The sequence below is a fragment of the Ruminococcus bromii genome, from assembly GCF_002834225.1.
Classification (GTDB): Bacteria; Bacillota; Clostridia; order Oscillospirales; family Acutalibacteraceae; genus Ruminococcoides; species Ruminococcoides bromii.
In genome coordinates, this window is the sequence record NZ_NNSR01000016.1 from 1 (window position 1) to 17,479 (window position 17,479).

The window sequence follows — 17,479 nt, forward strand, 5'->3', positions numbered from 1 at the left end:
TGCTCCTTGCGAGCAAAGCATTGCTTGCTCCGATTTAAATCTAAGTGCAGCTATTACAGACAAAGCAGATTATCATTCAGATAAAAAACAAGTACTACTGTTCTCACCCCTATGCGGTGGGTTTAACTTTATAAAGGTGATGTAAAAAATGAAAACAATAGACTTAGTCGTTCCCTGCTATAATGAAGAGGCAGGACTTGAGCATTTTGTGCTTGAAACCAACAAGGTTATCGACTCTCTGCCCGAATATTCTTTCAGATACATACTTGTAAATGACGGCAGTAAGGACAGAACCTATCTCATTATGAAAAAGCTTGCGAAAACTTTTAACAATATCAAGTATATTTCGTTCTCACGAAATTTTGGAAAAGAGGCGGCAATGTTTGCAGGGCTTCAACACACAACAGCCGATTATGTTGTTGTTATGGACGCCGACCTTCAGCATCCTCCGCAGTTGTTTCCTCAGATGATTCAGGCTGTTGAACATGAGGGTTACGACTGCTGTGCGACAAAGCGTGCCGACCGTGAGGGCGAAAGCAAGTTCAGAGGAATTTTTTCAAAGCTGTTCTTCAAGCTTTCAAATAGGCTTACAGATGTAAAAATGCCCTACGGCGCAATGGACTTCCGTATGATGAGCCGTCAGATGGTTGACTCAATCCTTGAACTCAGCGAAGTTCAAAGATTTTCAAAGGGCATTTTCTCATGGGTTGGCTTCAACACAAAATGGATTGCCTACAAAACAGTTGACCGTCAGCTCGGTCAGACAACATGGAAATTCTCGAGTCTGTTCAAATATGCGATTGAGGGTATCACAAGCTTTTCGGTTGCACCGCTCAGATTCACGGCTGTTATGGGATTTATCATTTTCGTAATTTCGCTCATATACATTATAATAACGCTGATTCAGACGCTGTTTCTCGGAATTACCACACCCGGTTATGTCACCACGCTGTGCGCAATCCTCTTTATGGGCGGTATCACCGAAATGTCAATCGGCATTCTCGGCGAATACATAGGAAAAATTTATATGGAAGCCAAGGACAGACCTATCTACATTACAAAATTCTCTAATTTTGAAGATGAAGATAACGAAGAAAAAGACGATAAGGAGATTAAGGGTTAAATGGGTAATTTTATAAAGCAGTTTTTTGACATTAAATTTTGGAAGTTTATACTTGTCGGAATTTTAAACACGGTTGTAGGCATGGGACTTCAGTTTCTGTTCTTTAACCTCTGCGGATGGAACGAATGGATTTCGTCGCTTGTCGGCTACATTCTCGGCAGTATTTTAAGCTATTTTCTCAACAAATACTTCACATTCAAAAACAAGGACAAGGGCTGGAAGCCAATCGTTAAATTTGCACTCAATATTGCAGTATGCTACGGACTTGCCTACGGAATTGCAATTCCGCTCATCAGTATGCTCTGTACGGCAAACAGCTGGACAATGTTCGGCTGGAGCGTTGAAAAATTTGCAGGCAACTTCTCAATGATAGTAGGCGCATGCCTTTTTGTGGCATTCAACTACATCGGTCAGCGTTTCTTCGCTTTCAGAGAGAAAAAAGGAGAGAGCGGCAAGCAATAATTTACAACAAACAAAAGGTCGGAAAAGCTTTTGCGCTCTCCGACCTTCTTTTAATTTAATGCCGCCGAATTATGATTTTCTGTATTTTGGCGGTTCTGTTTCATAGACATTGTTGCCGTTGCTGTCGATTGCAACTATGCACGGGAAATCTTCGACCTCATATCTGCGAACAGCCTCCGTGCCTAAATCTTCATAGCAAAGAATCTCCTCGCTCTTGATGCTCTTGGCGATAAGTGCCGCCGCACCGCCGATTGCGACAAGATACACACCCTTGTTGCGAACAATCGCATCGACAACTTCTTTATTCCTTGCGCCTTTGCCTATCATTCCTTTGAGTCCGAGGTCAAGCAGTGACGGAGCGTACTTATCCATACGATAGCTTGATGTCGGACCTGCAGGACCTACTGCATGACCTGGCTTTGCAGGGGCAGGACCTACATAATAGATAAGCTCGCCTTTGATGTCAACGGGAAGTTTTTCGCCCTTCTGAATCAATTCATAAAGTCTTTTGTGTGCGGCATCTCTGCCTGTGATGATTGAACCCGAGAGCAGAACGCTGTCGCCTGCTTTGAGATTTTTGATATCTTCATCCGTAATCGGAAGTGTAATTTTCTTTTCCACAGCTTTTCCTCCTCAGATCGTTGCACTTGCGTGTCTTGCGGCATGGCAACAGATGTTGACCGCAACAGGCATTCCTGCAATGTGTGTGGGTGAAGTTTCGATATTCACACCGATTGCAGTTGTATTGCCGCCGAGTCCTGCAGGGCCGAAGCCCATTTTATTGATTTCGGTGAGGAGCTCATCCTCAAGCTGTGCATAGCGTTCATCTTCATTTTTGGAATCAATCGGACGGAAGGTTGCTTTTTTTGCAAGCTGGGCGGCTCTTTCAAAAGTACCGCCGATTCCGACACCGACAACCATAGGCGGACAGGGATTTGGACCTGCCTGAAAAACAGTATCAAGAATAAACTGCTTAACGCCCTCAATGCCCTTTGACGGGGTGAGCATTTTTATCTGCGACATATTTTCACTGCCGAAGCCCTTGCCGCCGGCGGTAATTTTAATCTGATTTCCGCTGACAATTTTTGTGTGGATAATTGCAGGAGTGTTATCCTTTGTATTGATTCTGTCGAAAACAGGATCATTTACTACACTCTTGCGAAGGTAGCCGTCAATATAGGCTCTGCGAACGCCCTCGTTGACAGCCTCATCAAAACTGCCGTCCTCAATAACAACCCTATCGCCGTATTCAACAAAGAGGACAGCCATACCCGTATCCTGACAAAGGGGAACTTCTTCACTAGCCGCAATTTTATCGTTTTCGATAATCTGTGAAAGTACACTTTTGCCTACAGGCGAGCTTTCGTTATCCCTTGCGGTTTCAAGGGCGCACATAATGTCTTTTCCGATAAAATAGTTGCAGTCGGTAAACAGCTTTTTAACCGTATCGCATACCGTCTGCGCCTTGATTTTTCTTATTTCCATATCCGAACTCCTCAAAGTGATTTTGATTATATTATAAATCTTTTTTATCTGTATTTCAATAAGCAATAAAATGTGATATAATCATTTTAACGGATTGTTATAACAGTTGTGATTTGAAGTGCAGCGGCGAACGAGGTTCGCCCCAACAATGTGGTACGAAGAATTACGATATTACGCTCGGGCATAATATGTTTTTAATACTGCAAACTATCTACACAAATGGGGTACGGCGGCTCGCCGCGCGATACTTCACCAACAAAATTGAAAATTAACATAATTTTATCACATTCGGATGATAGAGTAACAGTCGGAATACACTGCGTCTTAACCGACGCTTATAATTTTAATAAAAGGGGCGTACAAAAATGAGCAGGATACTTGTTGTTGACGATGAGGCAAGAATCAGACAGATTATCAGAAAATATGCCGAATTTGAGGGTTTTGAGGTTGAAGAAGCCGTTGACGGTATGCAGGCAATTGAAATTTGCCGCAAGGAGGACTTTGACCTTATTATAATGGATGTTATGATGCCTGAGCTTGACGGCTTTTCCGCTTGCAGGGAAATCAGAAAATTCAAGAAAACACCTATCATTATGCTTTCGGCAAGAGGCGAGGAGTACGATAAAATTCACGGCTTTGAGCTTGGCAGTGACGACTATGTTGTTAAGCCGTTCTCGCCAAAGGAGCTTATGATGCGTGTTAATGCCGTAATCAAGCGTTCACAAGGCGCTCAGAACGAAGAGAATGTGAAGAAGGATGTATTTACATACGAAGGTCTTTCGGTTGATTTCTCAGCCAGAATTGTTACAATTGACGGCAAAAGAATTGAGATGACGCCAAAGGAATACGAACTCTTTTTCTATATGGTAAAGAACAAAGGACTTGCACTCACCCGTGAAAAGCTTATAAGCGAGGTCTGGGGCTACGACTTCTTCGGTGACGAAAGAACGCTTGACACACACATTAAGCTTCTCAGAAAGAGCCTTGGCGAATACAGCAGATGCATTGTAACGCTTCGAGGGGTGGGTTACCGTTTTGAAACAATCTAACAAACGATTTGACCGCCATTATCTGCCGTTGAATTTTAAGCTATTATGCTATTTCCTTCTGTTCGGATTTGCAATTGTGATCGTGTTATGGGTGTTCCAGACCTTTTTTCTTGAATCGTTTTACACAGCTACAAAATCTTCACAGGTTGAAAAGAACGCACAGGTTATTTCAAAGTCGATTGAAGAAAACAAAAACGCTCTCGGAACGATTGAAAATGTTGCAAGCTACAATTCACTTTCGGTATATGTTTACGATTCAACTTCTCTTTTCACATTGAAGTATTGTTGCGAATACGACAACCCCGTTTCAAACCTGAAATTTCAGTATCACGATGTCTATTCATACTATAAGCTTGCAGAGGAAAATGACGGACATTATTTGTTCATCACAAGTAACTACAAAGAGGACAGCATTAAAGGCAAGTTTGAGCGACAGTTTTTTGATGAATATTCTTCATCCGACACAGCCAAAAGGGACATAGTTCGGTATGTTTCCGTTCCCGACAAAAATGTTCAAAATATGGTTTACACCGACATTATCAATCTGCAGGACGGCAGCGAATGCTTTTTGATTGTAACATCGTCAATCACGCCGCTGACTAACACGGTTGAAATCGTCCGTGACCAGCTTGCAATCGTTTCGGTTGTGTTTGTGCTTCTTGCCGTTATAATTTCGCTTTACGCAAGCCACAGAATCGCAAAGCCGATTTCAAAAACAAACACGGCGGCAAAGGAGCTTGCAAAGAAAAACTATGATGTTGACTTTAACGCAAGAGGATATCTTGAGGTTGAGGAACTCAACGAAACGCTGAACTATGCAAAAACGGAGCTTGCCGCAACCGAAAAATTGCAAAAAGAGCTTATTGCCAACATCTCGCACGATTTGAGAACACCGCTGACAATGATTACGGGCTACGGCGAGGTTATGCGTGACCTGCCGGGTGAGAACACTCCCGAAAATATTCAGATTATTATTGACGAGGCAACAAGGCTTTCAACACTTGTCAACGATTTGCTTGACCTCTCAAAAATTCAGTCGGGTGCAATTCAGCCTGAAAAATCTGAATTCTGTCTTACCGACAGCATCAAGAATATTTTCACAAGGTACGCAAAGCTCAAGGAACAGGACGGATACAACATTCTGTTCGAGAGTGACGAAGATGTTTACATTTTTGCCGATGAACTGAAAATTTCACAGGTAATCTATAATCTTGTGAACAATGCTGTCAATTATGTCGGCGAAGACAAAACTGTTATTGTAACGCAAAAGGTAAACGGCAAAAAGGTTCTCATTGAGGTAACGGATCACGGTGACGGCATTCCTCCCGAAAAGCTTGAATACATCTGGGATCGTTACTACAAGGTTGACAAGGAGCATAAGCGTGGCGTTATCGGCACGGGACTCGGCTTGTCAATAGTCAAGGGTATTCTTGACAGCCACAATGCAAGATACGGCGTTCGCAGTACACTCGGCAAAGGCAGTACATTCTGGTTTGAACTTGACATTGTTTCCGTGAAAAAACGAAACAAAAAGAATTCGGACGAAAATAAAGAATAAACAACAAATCCCGAACACGGTAAAATGTGTTCGGGATTTATTTATAAAATACCTATTAAATTGTCGGTTGAAAAAAGTGGATTGAAGATAAATTCATCTTCGAGGAGTTCGCCGTTTTCATAGGAATGTTCAACCTCTTTTGAATATCCCTGCAGAATTTTCACAACTTCGGCTTGAGTAGGATTTTCAAGCCTTTCGAGTTCATAAGCGGTTACTATGTATGCACAGACCATTCGCTTGATTGTGGATATGACATTAAAACTGTCGATTGCAGAAAGGTAATATCTGCGGACATAGTAGTCAAGATAGGCGGTAAGCGGTCTGTCAAAACGGCTTGACAGCGTATTATTTTTTGCAAAATCGGCGGTTGCTTCAAGCTCACATAGCCAATCCTTACTCATGATATCAAGGCTTTTGTGCAAATCAAAAATGAATGACGCATCTCCGCAGCTTTGCTTTTTATATTCATCTGTCGGCATAGCCGTGATATCAAAAATTTCATCGTCAAGCATATTCTGCACACGCTCGTTAAAGGCAAGAAGTCTGCACAATCTTTCGGACAAGGACATTTTGCAGTCTGAGAGAATTTCAAAAGTGCGTTTTCTTGCAGAGAGCAGAAAATTCATCTCGGTTGTGCTGTAATCGGTCTGTAAGTCCTGCGGAATATCGGTTGCAAAGCCTGTGTCAAAATCCGACTCAAGCATAAGCCTTGCCGCCTCGGGACAGGCAAACGAAAGCGTATGTTCACAAAAAACGGTGTAGTCCTGAGTGATTCTCGGAAATTCCTTACAGGTGTGACAAAGGTGATTTTCGCCGAGGTTGATGTAAATGTCGCACAGCATATCGCTGTTCCAGAACGGGCATTTTTCACCTTGCCTGATGAAAATTCTGTCGCCGTCCTCGTCAATTGTCATAAGCGACCTGAGCCTGTCGCCAAACTCGCCTTTGACTGTATTATAAAAATCAAAGCTTGTATCATCGACAACAACATCCCAGTCCCTGCAACAGCTGTCGGGACAGAGGTTCGCAATGCATCTGAATTTTTCGCAGTATTTCGGGAAGTAGTGTTTCATAGTCATGTCCATTTCAATGTAAGAATAAATTGTTCGTAGGCATCGTCCCAGCCGTCAATTGCGTTCACTCCGCCGCCGTTCACACTGCGAAGCTTGGTGTCGCTTTCGTCAAGTCCGAGTGCAAAAAGTTCGCCTGCACTGATTTTGTACCCGAGCGACCGACAGAGGGAACAGAAGTTATCAATCGGATTTTCGCTCTGTTCGGTTTTCAGAAGTTTTTCTTTGAGTTCTGCGTTGCTTTTGACATCACAGAGAAGTCGGTCAAGTTCTTCCCGTATCATAAAATCACCACGAAAATAAAATGAAGTTTCATAAAAACGGACCGCCCAAAAAATGAACGGTCCGCATTCGGCTTTTAAGATTTACTCAATAATTACTCAATCGAGCTGTCGAGGTATTCCATAAGCTCCTCGTCATCTTTTTTCTGCTTATCCTTAACGATAAAGAACGCTGTGAGAGCAGCAGAAAGAGCTGCAACTGCAGAAATGATACCGATAATTAAAGCCCATCTGCACTTATGATTTTTCATATTCTGTCGCCTCCAAATTTTGTATGCTTGTATGGCAGTAGTATCTGCCGTATCTTTATTTATATTCTAACAGTTTTTACAAAAATGTCAACAGAACAAAATAAAAAAGCAGAGAATATTCTCTGCTTTTAAGCCTGTAAGATTTATTGCACTTATGCTGATGCGTTAAGTCTTTTAGCAAGTGATGATTTGCTTCTTGCAGCAGTGTTCTTGTGAAGAATACCCTTAGCTGTTGCCTGGTCAATTTTCTTAATAGCAAGACGAACTGCCTCTGTTTTGTTGTCAGCGTTAGTGTCAACTGCGTAATAAGCCTTCTTTACAGCTGTTCTGAGAGCAGATTTTGTAGCCTTGTTACGAGCAGTCTTTGTAGCAATAACTTTAACACGCTTTTTAGCAGATTTGATGTTTGGCATTGTCCCACCTCCTTAAAGTATCGGTCATATAGGAATTATGATAGCACAAGAATGTGCAAAAATCAAGTCTTTTTACAAAAAAAGTTGGATTTTATGCGGATTTTATCGGTTTTCTCTGTTCCGCAACAACATCTTGTGTATTGATTTTTTCATTTATCTATATGCTGTAACAGAAAAATAACAGAAATTTTCCTGTCGCATAAATTTTATATGTTTACGGTAATTTTGTCAAGCAATTCTCCCACTTTTTCACGGAACACAAGATTTGCGTTCTTGTCCATTGGGGTGGGATCACGGTTGATAAGCACAAGATTATCGCCGCCGAAATAACGGATAAACCCGGCCGCCGGATAGACCGTGAGGCTTGTGCCGGCAATAATCAGCGTGTCAGCCTTTGAAATTGCGTTGACCGCACCCGTTACAGTGCTGTCGTCAAGTCCCTCTTCATAAAGCACAACATCGGGTTTTATAATGCCGCCGCATGTGCATTTGGGAATATCGGCAGAGTTCTTGATAAATTCTGCGTCATAGAACCTGCCGCACTTTGTGCAGTAGTTGCGAAGAACACTTCCGTGCAGCTCATAAACACGCTTACTGCCTGCCGCCTGATGAAGTCCGTCAATGTTCTGGGTGACAACAGCCGAAAGCTTTCCCGCCTTTTCAAGCTCTGCAAGCTTATAGTGCGCCTTGTTCGGCTTTTTGTCAAGGCAGAGCATTTTGTCACGGTAAAAGCGGAAGAACTCGCTTGTTTTGTGAACAAAAAATGTGTGGCTGAGAATCTGCTCGGGCGGATAATCGTACTTTTGGTTGTACAGACCGTCAACACTTCGGAAGTCGGGAATTCCGCTTTCTGTCGAAACTCCCGCACCGCCGAAAAATACTATTCTTTTGCTTTTGTCAATTACGCTTTGAAGTTCTTCGAGTGTACTCACGAAATCGCTTCCTTCATACTTTTAACATAGTCGCAAACAGGCTTAACGCTGTCTTTGCCGTACTTTGCAATAATTTTCACGATTGCAGAACCAACGATAACACCGTCTGCACTTTCGCTCATTTTCTTTGCCTGCTCCGGAGTTGAAATGCCGAAACCGATTGCACACGGAATATCCTTTACAGACTTAACAAGTCTTACCATTTTGCCTACATCGGTTGTGATTTCACTTCTTACGCCTGTAACGCCCATTGATGAAACGCAGTAAACAAAGCCCTCTGCCTCTTTTGCAATCATCTTGATTCTCTCGTGAGATGTAGGAGCGATGAGAGAAATTACATCAATGCCGTATTTTCCGCTGTAATCGGTAAGCTCGTGCTTTTCTTCATACGGTGTGTCGGGAACGATAACTGCGGAGATTCCGCACTCCTGACACTTTGCCATAAACCTTTCCGTACCATATACGAAAATAGGATTCATATAGGTCATAACGGCAAGAACGGCGTCAATCTGCGGACGGATACGCTTTACCATATCAAAGATTTTATCTGTTGTTGTGCCTGCCGAAAGAGAACGGAGGTCAGCCTCCTGAATTACAACACCCTCGGCAATCGGGTCTGAAAACGGGATACCGATTTCGATGATATCGGCACCGTTTTTGCTCATTTCAATAAGAAGCTTTTCTGTTGTTTCAAGATCGGGATCACCCGCTGTTACAAACGGGATGAACGCCTTGCCGTTTTGGAATGCAGATTTAATATCAGTCATGGAGATCCTCCCCTCTGTATCTTGCGATAGCCGCAACATCCTTGTCGCCTCTGCCCGAAAGGTTGACTACGATAATCTTGTCTTTGTCCATTGTCGGGGCAATTTTTATACAATGTGCAACTGCGTGTGCGCTTTCAATTGCAGGGATGATACCCTCTGTTCTCGAAAGATATTCAAATGCGTTTACAGCCTCTTCGTCTGTAACGGGAACATAGCTTGCTCTGCCCGTGTCGGCAAGATTTGCGTGTTCGGGACCGATACCGGGGTAGTCAAGACCTGCCGAAATTGAATATACGGGAGCAATCTGACCGTATTCGTTCTGACAGAAGTACGACTTCATGCCGTGGAAGATGCCGAGTGTGCCTGTTGCGATTGTAGCGGCAGTCTTTGGAGTATCTATGCCGAGGCCTGCTGCCTCACAGCCGATAAGCTTTACATTTTCATCCTTGATAAACTCATAGAAAGCGCCCATTGCGTTGCTTCCGCCGCCTACGCAAGCCATAACAACATCGGGAAGTCTGCCTTCCTTTTCAAGCATCTGTGACTTGATTTCCTTGCCGATTACGCTCTGAAAATCACGGACAACAGTCGGGAACGGGTGCGGTCCCATTACCGAGCCAAGAACATAGTGTGTGTCGGAAACCCTGTTTGTCCATTCACGCATTGCCTCGTTTACGGCATCTTTAAGAGTCATTGTGCCTGTTTCAACGGCATTGACCTTTGCACCGAGAAGTTTCATTCTGTAAACATTGAGAGCCTGACGGATTGTGTCCTCTTTGCCCATAAAGATTTCACATTCAAGTCCTAAAAGTGCGGCTACGGTTGCCGTTGCAACACCGTGCTGACCTGCGCCTGTTTCGGCAATAACTCTTGTTTTGCCCATTCTCTTTGCAAGGAGGCACTGACCGAGGCAGTTGTTGATCTTGTGTGAACCTGTGTGGTTCAAGTCTTCACGCTTAAGATAAATCTTTGCACCGCCGAGGTCTTTTGTCATTTTTTCGGCATAATAGAGAAGTGACGGTCTGCCTGCGTATTCACGCATAAGTGTGTCGAGTTCTGCAACAAACTCGGGATCGTCCTTGTATTTGTTGTATGCCTCTTCAAATTCATTGATAGCATTCATCAGCGTTTCGGGAACGAACTGTCCGCCGTGAATACCGAATTTTCCTTTTGTCATCTTGATTCCCCTTAATTACTTTTATATCGTTCGTGTGTTTCACACACGGCGGGCGGCCGATGACCGCCCCTACATTTTCATTGGTGTGCTTTGCACACGGCTTATAAATCAATTTTTTATTTTCTGCCCGACAATTCGTCAAGTGCGGCTTTTTTGTCGGGAGTTCTCATAAGGGTTTCACCTATGAGAACTGCGTTTACTCCTGCGTTTTCAAGCACCTTGATGTCATCCCGTGTTTTGATTCCGCTTTCGGCAACAAAAATAATGTTGTCGGGAACAAGCTCACGGAGCTTTGTACAGTTATTTATATCCACCGTGAAGTCACGAAGATTTCGGTTGTTTACACCGATAACTCTTGCTCCTGCGGCAATTGCGGAATACACCTCATCGGCTGTGTGAGCCTCAACAAGTGCCGAAAGTCCGAGAGAGTCGCAAAGCTTAATCCATCTTCTGATTGTGTCCGTGTCAAGAAGTGAGCAGATAAGCAGTACGGCTGACGCACCGATTGTCTTTGCCTCATAAATCTGATATTCACAAACTGTGAAATCTTTTCTCAAAAGCGGAATTTTTACATTCTTTGAAATCTCTTCAAGAAAAGCATTTTCGCCCTTGAACCACTTCGGTTCTGTCAGAACGGAAATTGCACTTGCGCCTGCATTTTCATAATCCTTGGCAATCTGAACATAGGGAAAATCCTCTGCGATAATTCCCTTTGACGGGGACGCTTTTTTGACCTCGCATATAAATGAAATGTCCTTGCCCGCAAGCGCCTTTTCAAACTGAAATTCATTGTCTGTTTCCATTGAAAGTGCTTTTTGCTTTATCACTTCAAGCGGAACTTGCTTTTCGATTTCTTCATATCTTACTCTGTTTGCGTCTGCAATTGTTTCAAGTATCATTGTGTCACCTTTATTCGTTGGAAGCCTTTGCAAATTCTTCAATCTTTGCATAAGCCTTGCCGCTGTCGATAATTTCGTTTGCAAGCTTTATGCCGTCCTGAATTGAATCTGCCTTGCCGCCTGTGCAAAGTCCGAGTGCGGCATTGAGAACAACGATATCACGCTTTGCGTCCTTAATTTCACCGCTGAGAATTTCTTTTGTGATTTCAGCATTTTCTTTGCCGTCACCGCCTGCAAGATCCTCAGGTGCACAAAGTTTAAGACCGTAATCTTCGGGATTGAGAATAAATGTGTTGAACTTGCCGTTGTCAATCTCACACACCTTTGTTGTTGTTGTGAGAGTAACCTCGTCCATTCCGTCCATACCGTAGAAAACATAGCCTTTCTTAACACCGAGGTTTGAAAAAACCTGTGCAATCGGCTCAACAAGAGCCTCAGAATACACACCTGTTACCTGAAGGTCTGCGCCTGCAGGGTTTGTGAGAGGTCCGAGAACATTGAAAATGTTCCTGATTCCGATTTCCTTACGGACAGGACCTACATACTTCATTGATGAGTGGTAGCCCTGTGCAAACATAAAGCAGATGCCTGCTTTGTTAAGAACCTCTTCGCTCTTTTCGGGAGTGATGTTGATGTTGATTCCGAGCTGTTCAAGACAGTCTGCCGAACCGCTTTTGCTTGACATTGAACGGTTGCCGTGCTTTGCAACGGGGATTCCTGCGGCGGCAATTATAAATGCCGCTGTTGTTGAAATATTGAATGTGCCTGTACCGTCGCCGCCTGTGCCGACGATATCGAGTACATCACGGTTAGGCTTGATGTGGAGTGCTTTTTCTCTCATAACCTGTGCGCTTGCGGTAATTTCGTCAATTGTTTCACCCTTGATTCTCAAGGCTGTGAGATATGCCGCCATCTGCGACTGCGTTGCTGTGCCTGAGAACATTTCGTCCATAACCTGAGCCGCCTCATCAAAAGTGAGGTCATTGCCTGCAACCAACTTTTTTATTGCCTCTTTAATCATAAAACTTCAATCCTTTCCGTGTTATTTGCAAAGTGTAATAAAATTCTTTATCATTTCCATACCGTGTGAGGTGAGAATTGATTCGGGGTGGAACTGCAATCCGTAAAGCTCAAAATTCTTGTGCTTTACTCCCATAACCTCGCCGTCACGGTCTTCTGCGATTACCTTGAGCGTGTCGGGAACCGTATCTCTTTTCGCAATCAGAGAATGATACCTTGCACCCTCAACAACCTTTGGAAGTCCGTTAAAAATTTTCTTGTCCGTGTCAACAATGATATCGCTCTTTTTGCCGTGCATAAGCTTTATTGCGTGGGCGATTGTTGCACCGTAAACCTCGCATATTGCCTGATGACCGAGGCAGATACCGAGAATCGGAAACTGTCCTGCAAGCTCCTTTATAACCTCCTCACATATTCCGGCATCTTTCGGATAACCGGGGCCGGGCGAAAGGATGATGTGGGAGGGAGCAAGCTTTTTGATTTCGTCAACTGTTATTTCATCGTTTCTTACAACCTTGATATCAGGATTTACGCTGCCGCAGAACTGTACAAGATTGTAGGTAAAGCTGTCGTAGTTATCAATAAAAAGTATCATAAAGCGTTTACCTCCCCTGCATTTTTAACTGCATTCATAACAGCAAGAGCCTTGTTGTAGGTTTCCTCGTATTCGCTTTCGGGAACGCTGTCGGCTACAATGCCTGCGCCTGCCTGAACATAAACCTTGTCGTTTTTCTTGACCGCCATTCTGATAGCGATACAGGTGTCGAGGTTGCCGTTGAAATCAACATATCCGAGTGCTCCGCCGTAGACACCTCGGGGAGTTCTTTCAAGCTCTTCAATGATTTCACAGGCTCTGATTTTCGGAGCACCCGAAAGTGTGCCGGCAGGGAGGAGGGATTCGATTGCGTCAAAGGCGTCAAGTCCGTCCTTGAGCTTGCCCTCAACCTCACTGCAAATGTGCATTATCTTTGAATAGCGGAGAACCTCCTGATATTTTGTAACCTTAACCGAATTAAATTCGGAGATTTTTCCGATGTCGTTTCGTCCGAGGTCAACGAGCATATTATGCTCTGCAAGCTCCTTCTCATCGTGAATAAGCTCGTCTGCAAGGGCATTGTCCTCTGTATCTGTCTTACCTCTCGGACGAGAACCTGCAATCGGGAATGTGTTAAGCACTCCGTTCTGAAGCTTTACCAGCGTTTCGGGAGAGGTGCTTATAATCTCGTCACCGTCAATTGACATATAAACCATATAAGGTGACGGGTTTGTACTTCTCAGCACTCTGTATGCATTGATGAGGGAATTTTTGTAATCCGCCTCAAATCTTCTTGAAACAACACATTGGAAGATGTCGCCGTCAAAGATGTACTCCTTGGTTTTCTCAACCATTTTGCAGAATTCTTCTTTTGAATATGTGCTTGTAAATTCAACATTTCCGTCACTCTCAAGCTTTGGAAGGGGTTCGGGAGATGTGATTGTCGAAATTATCTCTGCAATATCCTTTTTGGCAAGTTCATACTGCGCCTTGGTGTCGTTTGTTTTCATATTAACAATGATAATGATTTTTTCTTTAAGATGATCGTAGGCAATAATCTTGTCGAAAAGCATCATATCAAAATCGTTTGTATCTCCTCTTTTGAGCTTTAAAACAGGCTCTGCAACAGAAATCATTGCGTAACCGAAATAGCCGACAAGACCGCCTGTGAACGGCGGAATGTCTTTGAAATGCGGAGTTTTGTAATCGGCAAGATACTCACGGAGAGCATCATACGGCTTTGCTGTTTTAACAACTCTTGCACCCTCGCCCGTAACCGTGAGAGTTCCGTTTTTGTACGAAAGCCTTGCCTTGGGGTTGAATCCGATGAATGAATACCTTGCCCACTTTTCACCGCCCTCGATACTTTCAAGAAGAAAGAATTTGTCGGATTTTCCTGCAATTTTTCTGAGCAGGTTAATCGGGGTGAATGCGTCAGCGTAGATTTCCTTGTAAATCGGAATAACGCTGTAATTGTCCTTGAGGTTCAGCACCTCATCGTAAGACGGTTTAATCATCGTACACCAACCTTTCTTTGGTAAAAGTTTTAAACATAAACAAAAAAGACCTTTGTCCCCACAAGGGACAAAAGTCTTGAAAAATCAACTTCTGCGGTACCACCCAAATTGACGATAAACGCCCGCTTTAACAGCATACTAACATATGCCTCTCACTTTAACGGTTGAGCTCCGTCGGAAACTACTTGCCAAAAGGCTTTCGGCCCGCCCTCACAAGTCCATTCGGCAAATCCTCTGCTGTCAGCTTACACCAACCGCTGACTCTCTGAAAGCTTTGGAAAAACCTACTATTCTTGCTCACAGGTTTTTTCTTTATAAGACAATTATATGACTGTATTTTTGATTTGTCAACATTTTTTTGCGGTAAATCAAAAATTCTGTTTGAGAAACTCAACAATGTTTTCAAACTGCATTGAATGTGATGCCTTAACAAGCACAACATCTCCGCTTTTGATTGTTTTAAGAATTTCGGGTTTTGCATCTTCGATTGTGTCAAACGCTTTGCCGTCTGCACCTTTTGCAAGCTCCTTTGCAAGCTCGCCTACGGTTATAACCGTACCGATATCCTTTGATTTTGCATAAACACCCGTGTCAAAGTGGAGTTTCAACTCCTCAATTCCGAGCTCCTTCATATCGCCGAGGATTGCAACCTTTCTGCCGTCAAGGTTTGAGAGTGTGTCAAGAGATGCTCTGACAGATGTCGGATTTGCGTTGTAGCAATCGTCAATGATTTTGATTTTGCCTGTATTGATAACATTGGCACGACTGCCTACTGTTTTGTACGAGGCGACACCGTTTGCAATTTCTTCATCGGTAAGTCCGAGAAGCTTGCCTGCGGCAGCAGCCGCAAGAGCGTTTGTCACCATATATGTGCCGATTGCAGGAATTTCAACATCAATATTATTATTGTCAAAACAGAGTGTTGCAAGAATCTTGCCGTCACCGCTGTTTTTTATATTCTTTGCGTAAAAATCGTTCTTTGCGTCAAGTCCGAAGAAAACAGGCTTTTTGCCGTTTACGGTCTTAACGGTTGAAAGCTTATCGTCATCGCCGTTGAGAATGAAATCTGCATTTTCACGGGCATTTTTGAACATTTCTGTTTTAGCCTTGAGAACACCGTCACGGTCGCCGAGATTTTCAAGATGACATTCGCCGATGATTGTAAGCACGCAGATTGTGGGCTGAACCATTTCGGAAAGTCTTGTCATTTCACCAAAATCGGAAATACCCATTTCTATAACAGCCGCCTCGGTATCCTCGGGCATTGAAAGAAGCGTTAGCGGAACACCGAGCTCGTTATTGAGATTGCCTTGTGTTTTGTGGGTCTTGAACTTCTGTGAAAGAACGGCATAGAGCATTTCTTTTGTAGAGGTTTTTCCGACACTGCCCGAAATTCCGATAACGGGAATATCGAATTTTTCTCTGTATGCCCTGCCGATTTTCTTAACGGCATCAAGTGTTGAGGGAACGACAATGCAAGGCTTTGTCGCATTTTCGGGAGCTTTCTCGCACAAGGCACACACAGCACTCTGTACAAAGCATTTTTCGATAAAATCATGACCGTCAACACGCTCGCCCTTTATGGCAAGAAACAGACTTCCGTTCTTTACCTGTCGGCTGTCACGCTCAACAGAGGTTATTTTTGTGTTTTTAAGCGATTCGTCGCCGACATATTCGCCGTTGCAAGCCTTTGCGATTTCGGCAAGAGTAAAGTCTTTCATACTAACCTCTTATTAAAAATCAGATTTTTCTTCTGGATATTTTGCAAGTGAAATTTCAATAATCTTTTCGCACAAATCGGGATAGCTTATACCCTCAACAGCCGCCTCCTGAGGAAGAAGACTTGTGGGAGTCATGCCGGGGAGAGTGTTTGCCTCAAGGCAGTATGTAAAACCGCCCTTGTCAAGAAGGAAGTCGATTCGTGCATAGCTTTCAAGGTGAAGTGCCTCGTATGCCTCTGTTGCGGCATCACGGAGCTTTTTGTCGGTTTCTTCGTCTATGTCTGCCGGACAGGTTTCAACTGTTGCGCCTGCCTGATATTTTGCTGCATAATCGTACATTCCCGACTTAGGAGCAATCTCAATCGGCGGAAGTGCCTTGCCGCCGATAAGACCGACGGAAAATTCTCTGCCTGTTACGAACTGCTCAACAACAATTTCGTCCTCATATTTGAGAGCCTCTTTAACAGCCTTTTTATACTGATCTGCATTCTCCACCTTTGAAACGCCCACGCTTGAACCGCCCGAGCAGGGCTTAACGATGCACGGGAACATATTCCATGCAAGAGCGTCCTTTTCGTTCTTGTAAAGTTCACCTGACGGAGTGTTGATATTCTTCTGCATAAACACGCTCTTTGTAAGACCTTTGTTCATTGCAAGCGCAGAACCGAGATATCCCGAACCTGTGTACTTGATTCCGAACAAATCAAGCGTTGCCTGTAACTGACCGTTTTCACCCTCACCGCCGTGAAGTGCAAGGAAGGTGATGTCTGCCTCGGCGCAGATTTCAATTACATTTCTGCCGATATAGCGTGATGTTTTGTCAAGGCGTTTTTCCTTTGCCTCTTTGATATTTGTGATTGTATTTTCAACATCGTCACCGATTGAATTTCCATCGGTAAAGCTGTAGTTCTGCTTGAAAAGTGCGTCAATGTCACAGATGTTTTCCTCATAGCCCATAAATACATCAAGCAAAACAACCTCGTGTCCCTTGCTTCTGAGAGCCTCGGCAACAAGTGTGCCTGATGAAATTGAAACTTCACGCTCTGTGCTCAGTCCGCCTGCAAGAACAACTATTCTCATATATATTTCTCCCTCTGAAATGTTTTGTTTTATATTTTTATTTCTTTATTCTCTTTAACTCTGTCAGTCTGTTACCTTTTTGAAACAAGACTGTAACCTATATTATAATATTTTATTTATCCGATTGCAAGCAAAAAAG

General features: G+C 43.5%; 19 protein-coding genes and 1 other annotated feature. Of the genes, 4 read left to right on the top strand and 15 right to left on the bottom strand.

The window, feature by feature from the left end; translation table 11 throughout:
• The first annotated feature begins 148 nt into the window (after positions 1–148).
• Positions 149–1,123: a glycosyltransferase family 2 protein gene (locus tag RBATCC27255_RS00615; protein ID WP_101028277.1), complete on the top strand. Its 975-nt coding sequence runs from the start codon at positions 149–151 to the stop codon at positions 1,121–1,123.
• Entirely contained in the window at positions 1,124–1,585 is a 462-nt protein-coding gene (locus RBATCC27255_RS00620; protein WP_101028278.1) for a GtrA family protein, read from the top strand. It begins immediately after the preceding gene.
• Positions 1,586–1,654: 69 nt separating this feature from the next.
• On the opposite strand, the gene RBATCC27255_RS00625 is transcribed toward RBATCC27255_RS00620, so the two are convergent.
• Together RBATCC27255_RS00625 and RBATCC27255_RS00630 are read right to left on the bottom strand one after the other, a co-directional pair.
• Entirely contained in the window at positions 1,655–2,206 is a 552-nt protein-coding gene (locus RBATCC27255_RS00625) for a Fe-S-containing hydro-lyase (RefSeq protein ID WP_101028279.1), read from the bottom strand.
• Positions 2,207–2,218: 12 nt separating this feature from the next.
• Entirely contained in the window at positions 2,219–3,064 is an 846-nt protein-coding gene (locus tag RBATCC27255_RS00630; protein ID WP_423242033.1) for a fumarate hydratase, read from the bottom strand.
• A 371-nt stretch (positions 3,065–3,435) separates the two neighbouring features.
• Here RBATCC27255_RS00630 and RBATCC27255_RS00635 point away from each other — a divergent pair, with 371 nt between their 5' ends.
• Positions 3,436–4,119, top strand: coding sequence for a response regulator transcription factor (locus tag RBATCC27255_RS00635; RefSeq protein ID WP_015523055.1), 684 nt, complete (start codon positions 3,436–3,438; stop codon positions 4,117–4,119).
• A complete protein-coding gene (locus RBATCC27255_RS00640; RefSeq protein WP_147639939.1) occupies positions 4,106–5,677 on the top strand; it encodes a sensor histidine kinase in 1,572 nt (523 codons plus the stop codon). The genes RBATCC27255_RS00635 and RBATCC27255_RS00640 overlap by 14 nt, the downstream gene beginning before the upstream one ends.
• Before the next feature lie 41 nt (positions 5,678–5,718).
• Here RBATCC27255_RS00640 and fliB read toward each other — a convergent pair whose 3' ends face one another.
• The 13 genes from fliB to RBATCC27255_RS00700 all read right to left on the bottom strand — a co-directional run bounded on the left by fliB (position 5,719) and on the right by RBATCC27255_RS00700 (position 17,340).
• A complete protein-coding gene (gene fliB, locus RBATCC27255_RS00645; RefSeq protein WP_169923192.1) occupies positions 5,719–6,762 on the bottom strand; it encodes a flagellin lysine-N-methylase in 1,044 nt (347 codons plus the stop codon).
• On the bottom strand, positions 6,753–7,031 hold the full coding sequence (locus tag RBATCC27255_RS00650; protein WP_101028283.1) for a hypothetical protein: 279 nt from the start codon (positions 7,029–7,031) through the stop codon (positions 6,753–6,755). The genes fliB and RBATCC27255_RS00650 overlap by 10 nt, the downstream gene beginning before the upstream one ends.
• A gap of 92 nt (positions 7,032–7,123) precedes the next feature.
• A complete protein-coding gene (locus RBATCC27255_RS10360) occupies positions 7,124–7,279 on the bottom strand; it encodes a hypothetical protein (RefSeq protein ID WP_015523052.1) in 156 nt (51 codons plus the stop codon).
• Between the two features lie 152 nt (positions 7,280–7,431).
• Positions 7,432–7,692: a 30S ribosomal protein S20 gene (gene rpsT, locus RBATCC27255_RS00655; RefSeq protein WP_101028284.1), complete on the bottom strand. Its 261-nt coding sequence runs from the start codon at positions 7,690–7,692 to the stop codon at positions 7,432–7,434.
• A 206-nt stretch (positions 7,693–7,898) separates the two neighbouring features.
• On the bottom strand, positions 7,899–8,624 hold the full coding sequence (locus RBATCC27255_RS00660; protein ID WP_021883850.1) for an NAD-dependent protein deacylase: 726 nt from the start codon (positions 8,622–8,624) through the stop codon (positions 7,899–7,901).
• The gene (gene trpA / locus RBATCC27255_RS00665) at positions 8,621–9,391 is read right to left on the bottom strand and encodes a tryptophan synthase subunit alpha (protein WP_101028285.1); all 771 of its coding nucleotides are present in this window, start codon (positions 9,389–9,391) and stop codon (positions 8,621–8,623) included. The genes RBATCC27255_RS00660 and trpA overlap by 4 nt, the downstream gene beginning before the upstream one ends.
• A complete protein-coding gene (gene trpB, locus RBATCC27255_RS00670; RefSeq protein ID WP_101028286.1) occupies positions 9,384–10,568 on the bottom strand; it encodes a tryptophan synthase subunit beta in 1,185 nt (394 codons plus the stop codon). Before trpB ends, trpA begins: the two co-directional genes overlap by 8 nt.
• A gap of 116 nt (positions 10,569–10,684) precedes the next feature.
• The gene (gene trpC, locus RBATCC27255_RS00675; RefSeq protein WP_101028287.1) at positions 10,685–11,467 is read right to left on the bottom strand and encodes an indole-3-glycerol phosphate synthase TrpC; all 783 of its coding nucleotides are present in this window, start codon (positions 11,465–11,467) and stop codon (positions 10,685–10,687) included.
• 10 nt (positions 11,468–11,477) lie between these two features.
• Positions 11,478–12,488, bottom strand: a complete 1,011-nt coding sequence (gene trpD / locus RBATCC27255_RS00680; RefSeq protein WP_101028288.1) for an anthranilate phosphoribosyltransferase — start codon at positions 12,486–12,488, stop codon at positions 11,478–11,480.
• A 21-nt stretch (positions 12,489–12,509) separates the two neighbouring features.
• Positions 12,510–13,082, bottom strand: a complete 573-nt coding sequence (locus RBATCC27255_RS00685) for an anthranilate synthase component II (protein ID WP_101028289.1) — start codon at positions 13,080–13,082, stop codon at positions 12,510–12,512.
• Complete coding sequence (gene trpE, locus RBATCC27255_RS00690; protein ID WP_101028290.1) at positions 13,079–14,539, bottom strand: anthranilate synthase component I; 1,461 nt, start codon at positions 14,537–14,539, stop codon at positions 13,079–13,081. Before trpE ends, RBATCC27255_RS00685 begins: the two co-directional genes overlap by 4 nt.
• A gap of 60 nt (positions 14,540–14,599) precedes the next feature.
• Positions 14,600–14,849 (bottom strand) — a binding site (T-box leader).
• Positions 14,850–14,907: 58 nt separating this feature from the next.
• Positions 14,908–16,260, bottom strand: a complete 1,353-nt coding sequence (locus RBATCC27255_RS00695) for a UDP-N-acetylmuramoyl-tripeptide--D-alanyl-D-alanine ligase (protein WP_101028291.1) — start codon at positions 16,258–16,260, stop codon at positions 14,908–14,910.
• A gap of 12 nt (positions 16,261–16,272) precedes the next feature.
• On the bottom strand, positions 16,273–17,340 hold the full coding sequence (locus RBATCC27255_RS00700; protein WP_101028292.1) for a D-alanine--D-alanine ligase family protein: 1,068 nt from the start codon (positions 17,338–17,340) through the stop codon (positions 16,273–16,275).
• Between the last annotated feature and the right edge of the window lie 139 nt (positions 17,341–17,479).

What these genes read in the sequence shown, in the direction of transcription:
- trpE (WP_101028290.1), bottom strand. Translation starts at nt 14,539, where the DNA reads ATGATTAAACCGTCTTACGATGAGGTGCTGAACCTCAAGGACAATTAC.
- trpA (WP_101028285.1), bottom strand. Translation starts at nt 9,391, where the DNA reads ATGACTGATATTAAATCTGCATTCCAAAACGGCAAGGCGTTCATCCCG.
- trpC (WP_101028287.1), bottom strand. Translation starts at nt 11,467, where the DNA reads ATGATACTTGAAACAATTGCAGACGCAAACAGAGTAAGATATGAAGAA.
- RBATCC27255_RS00700 (WP_101028292.1), bottom strand. Translation starts at nt 17,340, where the DNA reads ATGAGAATAGTTGTTCTTGCAGGCGGACTGAGCACAGAGCGTGAAGTT.
- RBATCC27255_RS00615 (WP_101028277.1), top strand. Translation starts at nt 149, where the DNA reads ATGAAAACAATAGACTTAGTCGTTCCCTGCTATAATGAAGAGGCAGGA.
- RBATCC27255_RS10360 (WP_015523052.1), bottom strand. Translation starts at nt 7,279, where the DNA reads ATGAAAAATCATAAGTGCAGATGGGCTTTAATTATCGGTATCATTTCT.
- fliB (WP_169923192.1), bottom strand. Translation starts at nt 6,762, where the DNA reads ATGGACATGACTATGAAACACTACTTCCCGAAATACTGCGAAAAATTC.
- RBATCC27255_RS00695 (WP_101028291.1), bottom strand. Translation starts at nt 16,260, where the DNA reads ATGAAAGACTTTACTCTTGCCGAAATCGCAAAGGCTTGCAACGGCGAA.
- RBATCC27255_RS00650 (WP_101028283.1), bottom strand. Translation starts at nt 7,031, where the DNA reads ATGATACGGGAAGAACTTGACCGACTTCTCTGTGATGTCAAAAGCAAC.
- RBATCC27255_RS00635 (WP_015523055.1), top strand. Translation starts at nt 3,436, where the DNA reads ATGAGCAGGATACTTGTTGTTGACGATGAGGCAAGAATCAGACAGATT.
- trpD (WP_101028288.1), bottom strand. Translation starts at nt 12,488, where the DNA reads ATGATTAAAGAGGCAATAAAAAAGTTGGTTGCAGGCAATGACCTCACT.
- rpsT (WP_101028284.1), bottom strand. Translation starts at nt 7,692, where the DNA reads ATGCCAAACATCAAATCTGCTAAAAAGCGTGTTAAAGTTATTGCTACA.
- trpB (WP_101028286.1), bottom strand. Translation starts at nt 10,568, where the DNA reads ATGACAAAAGGAAAATTCGGTATTCACGGCGGACAGTTCGTTCCCGAA.
- RBATCC27255_RS00620 (WP_101028278.1), top strand. Translation starts at nt 1,124, where the DNA reads ATGGGTAATTTTATAAAGCAGTTTTTTGACATTAAATTTTGGAAGTTT.
- RBATCC27255_RS00685 (WP_101028289.1), bottom strand. Translation starts at nt 13,082, where the DNA reads ATGATACTTTTTATTGATAACTACGACAGCTTTACCTACAATCTTGTA.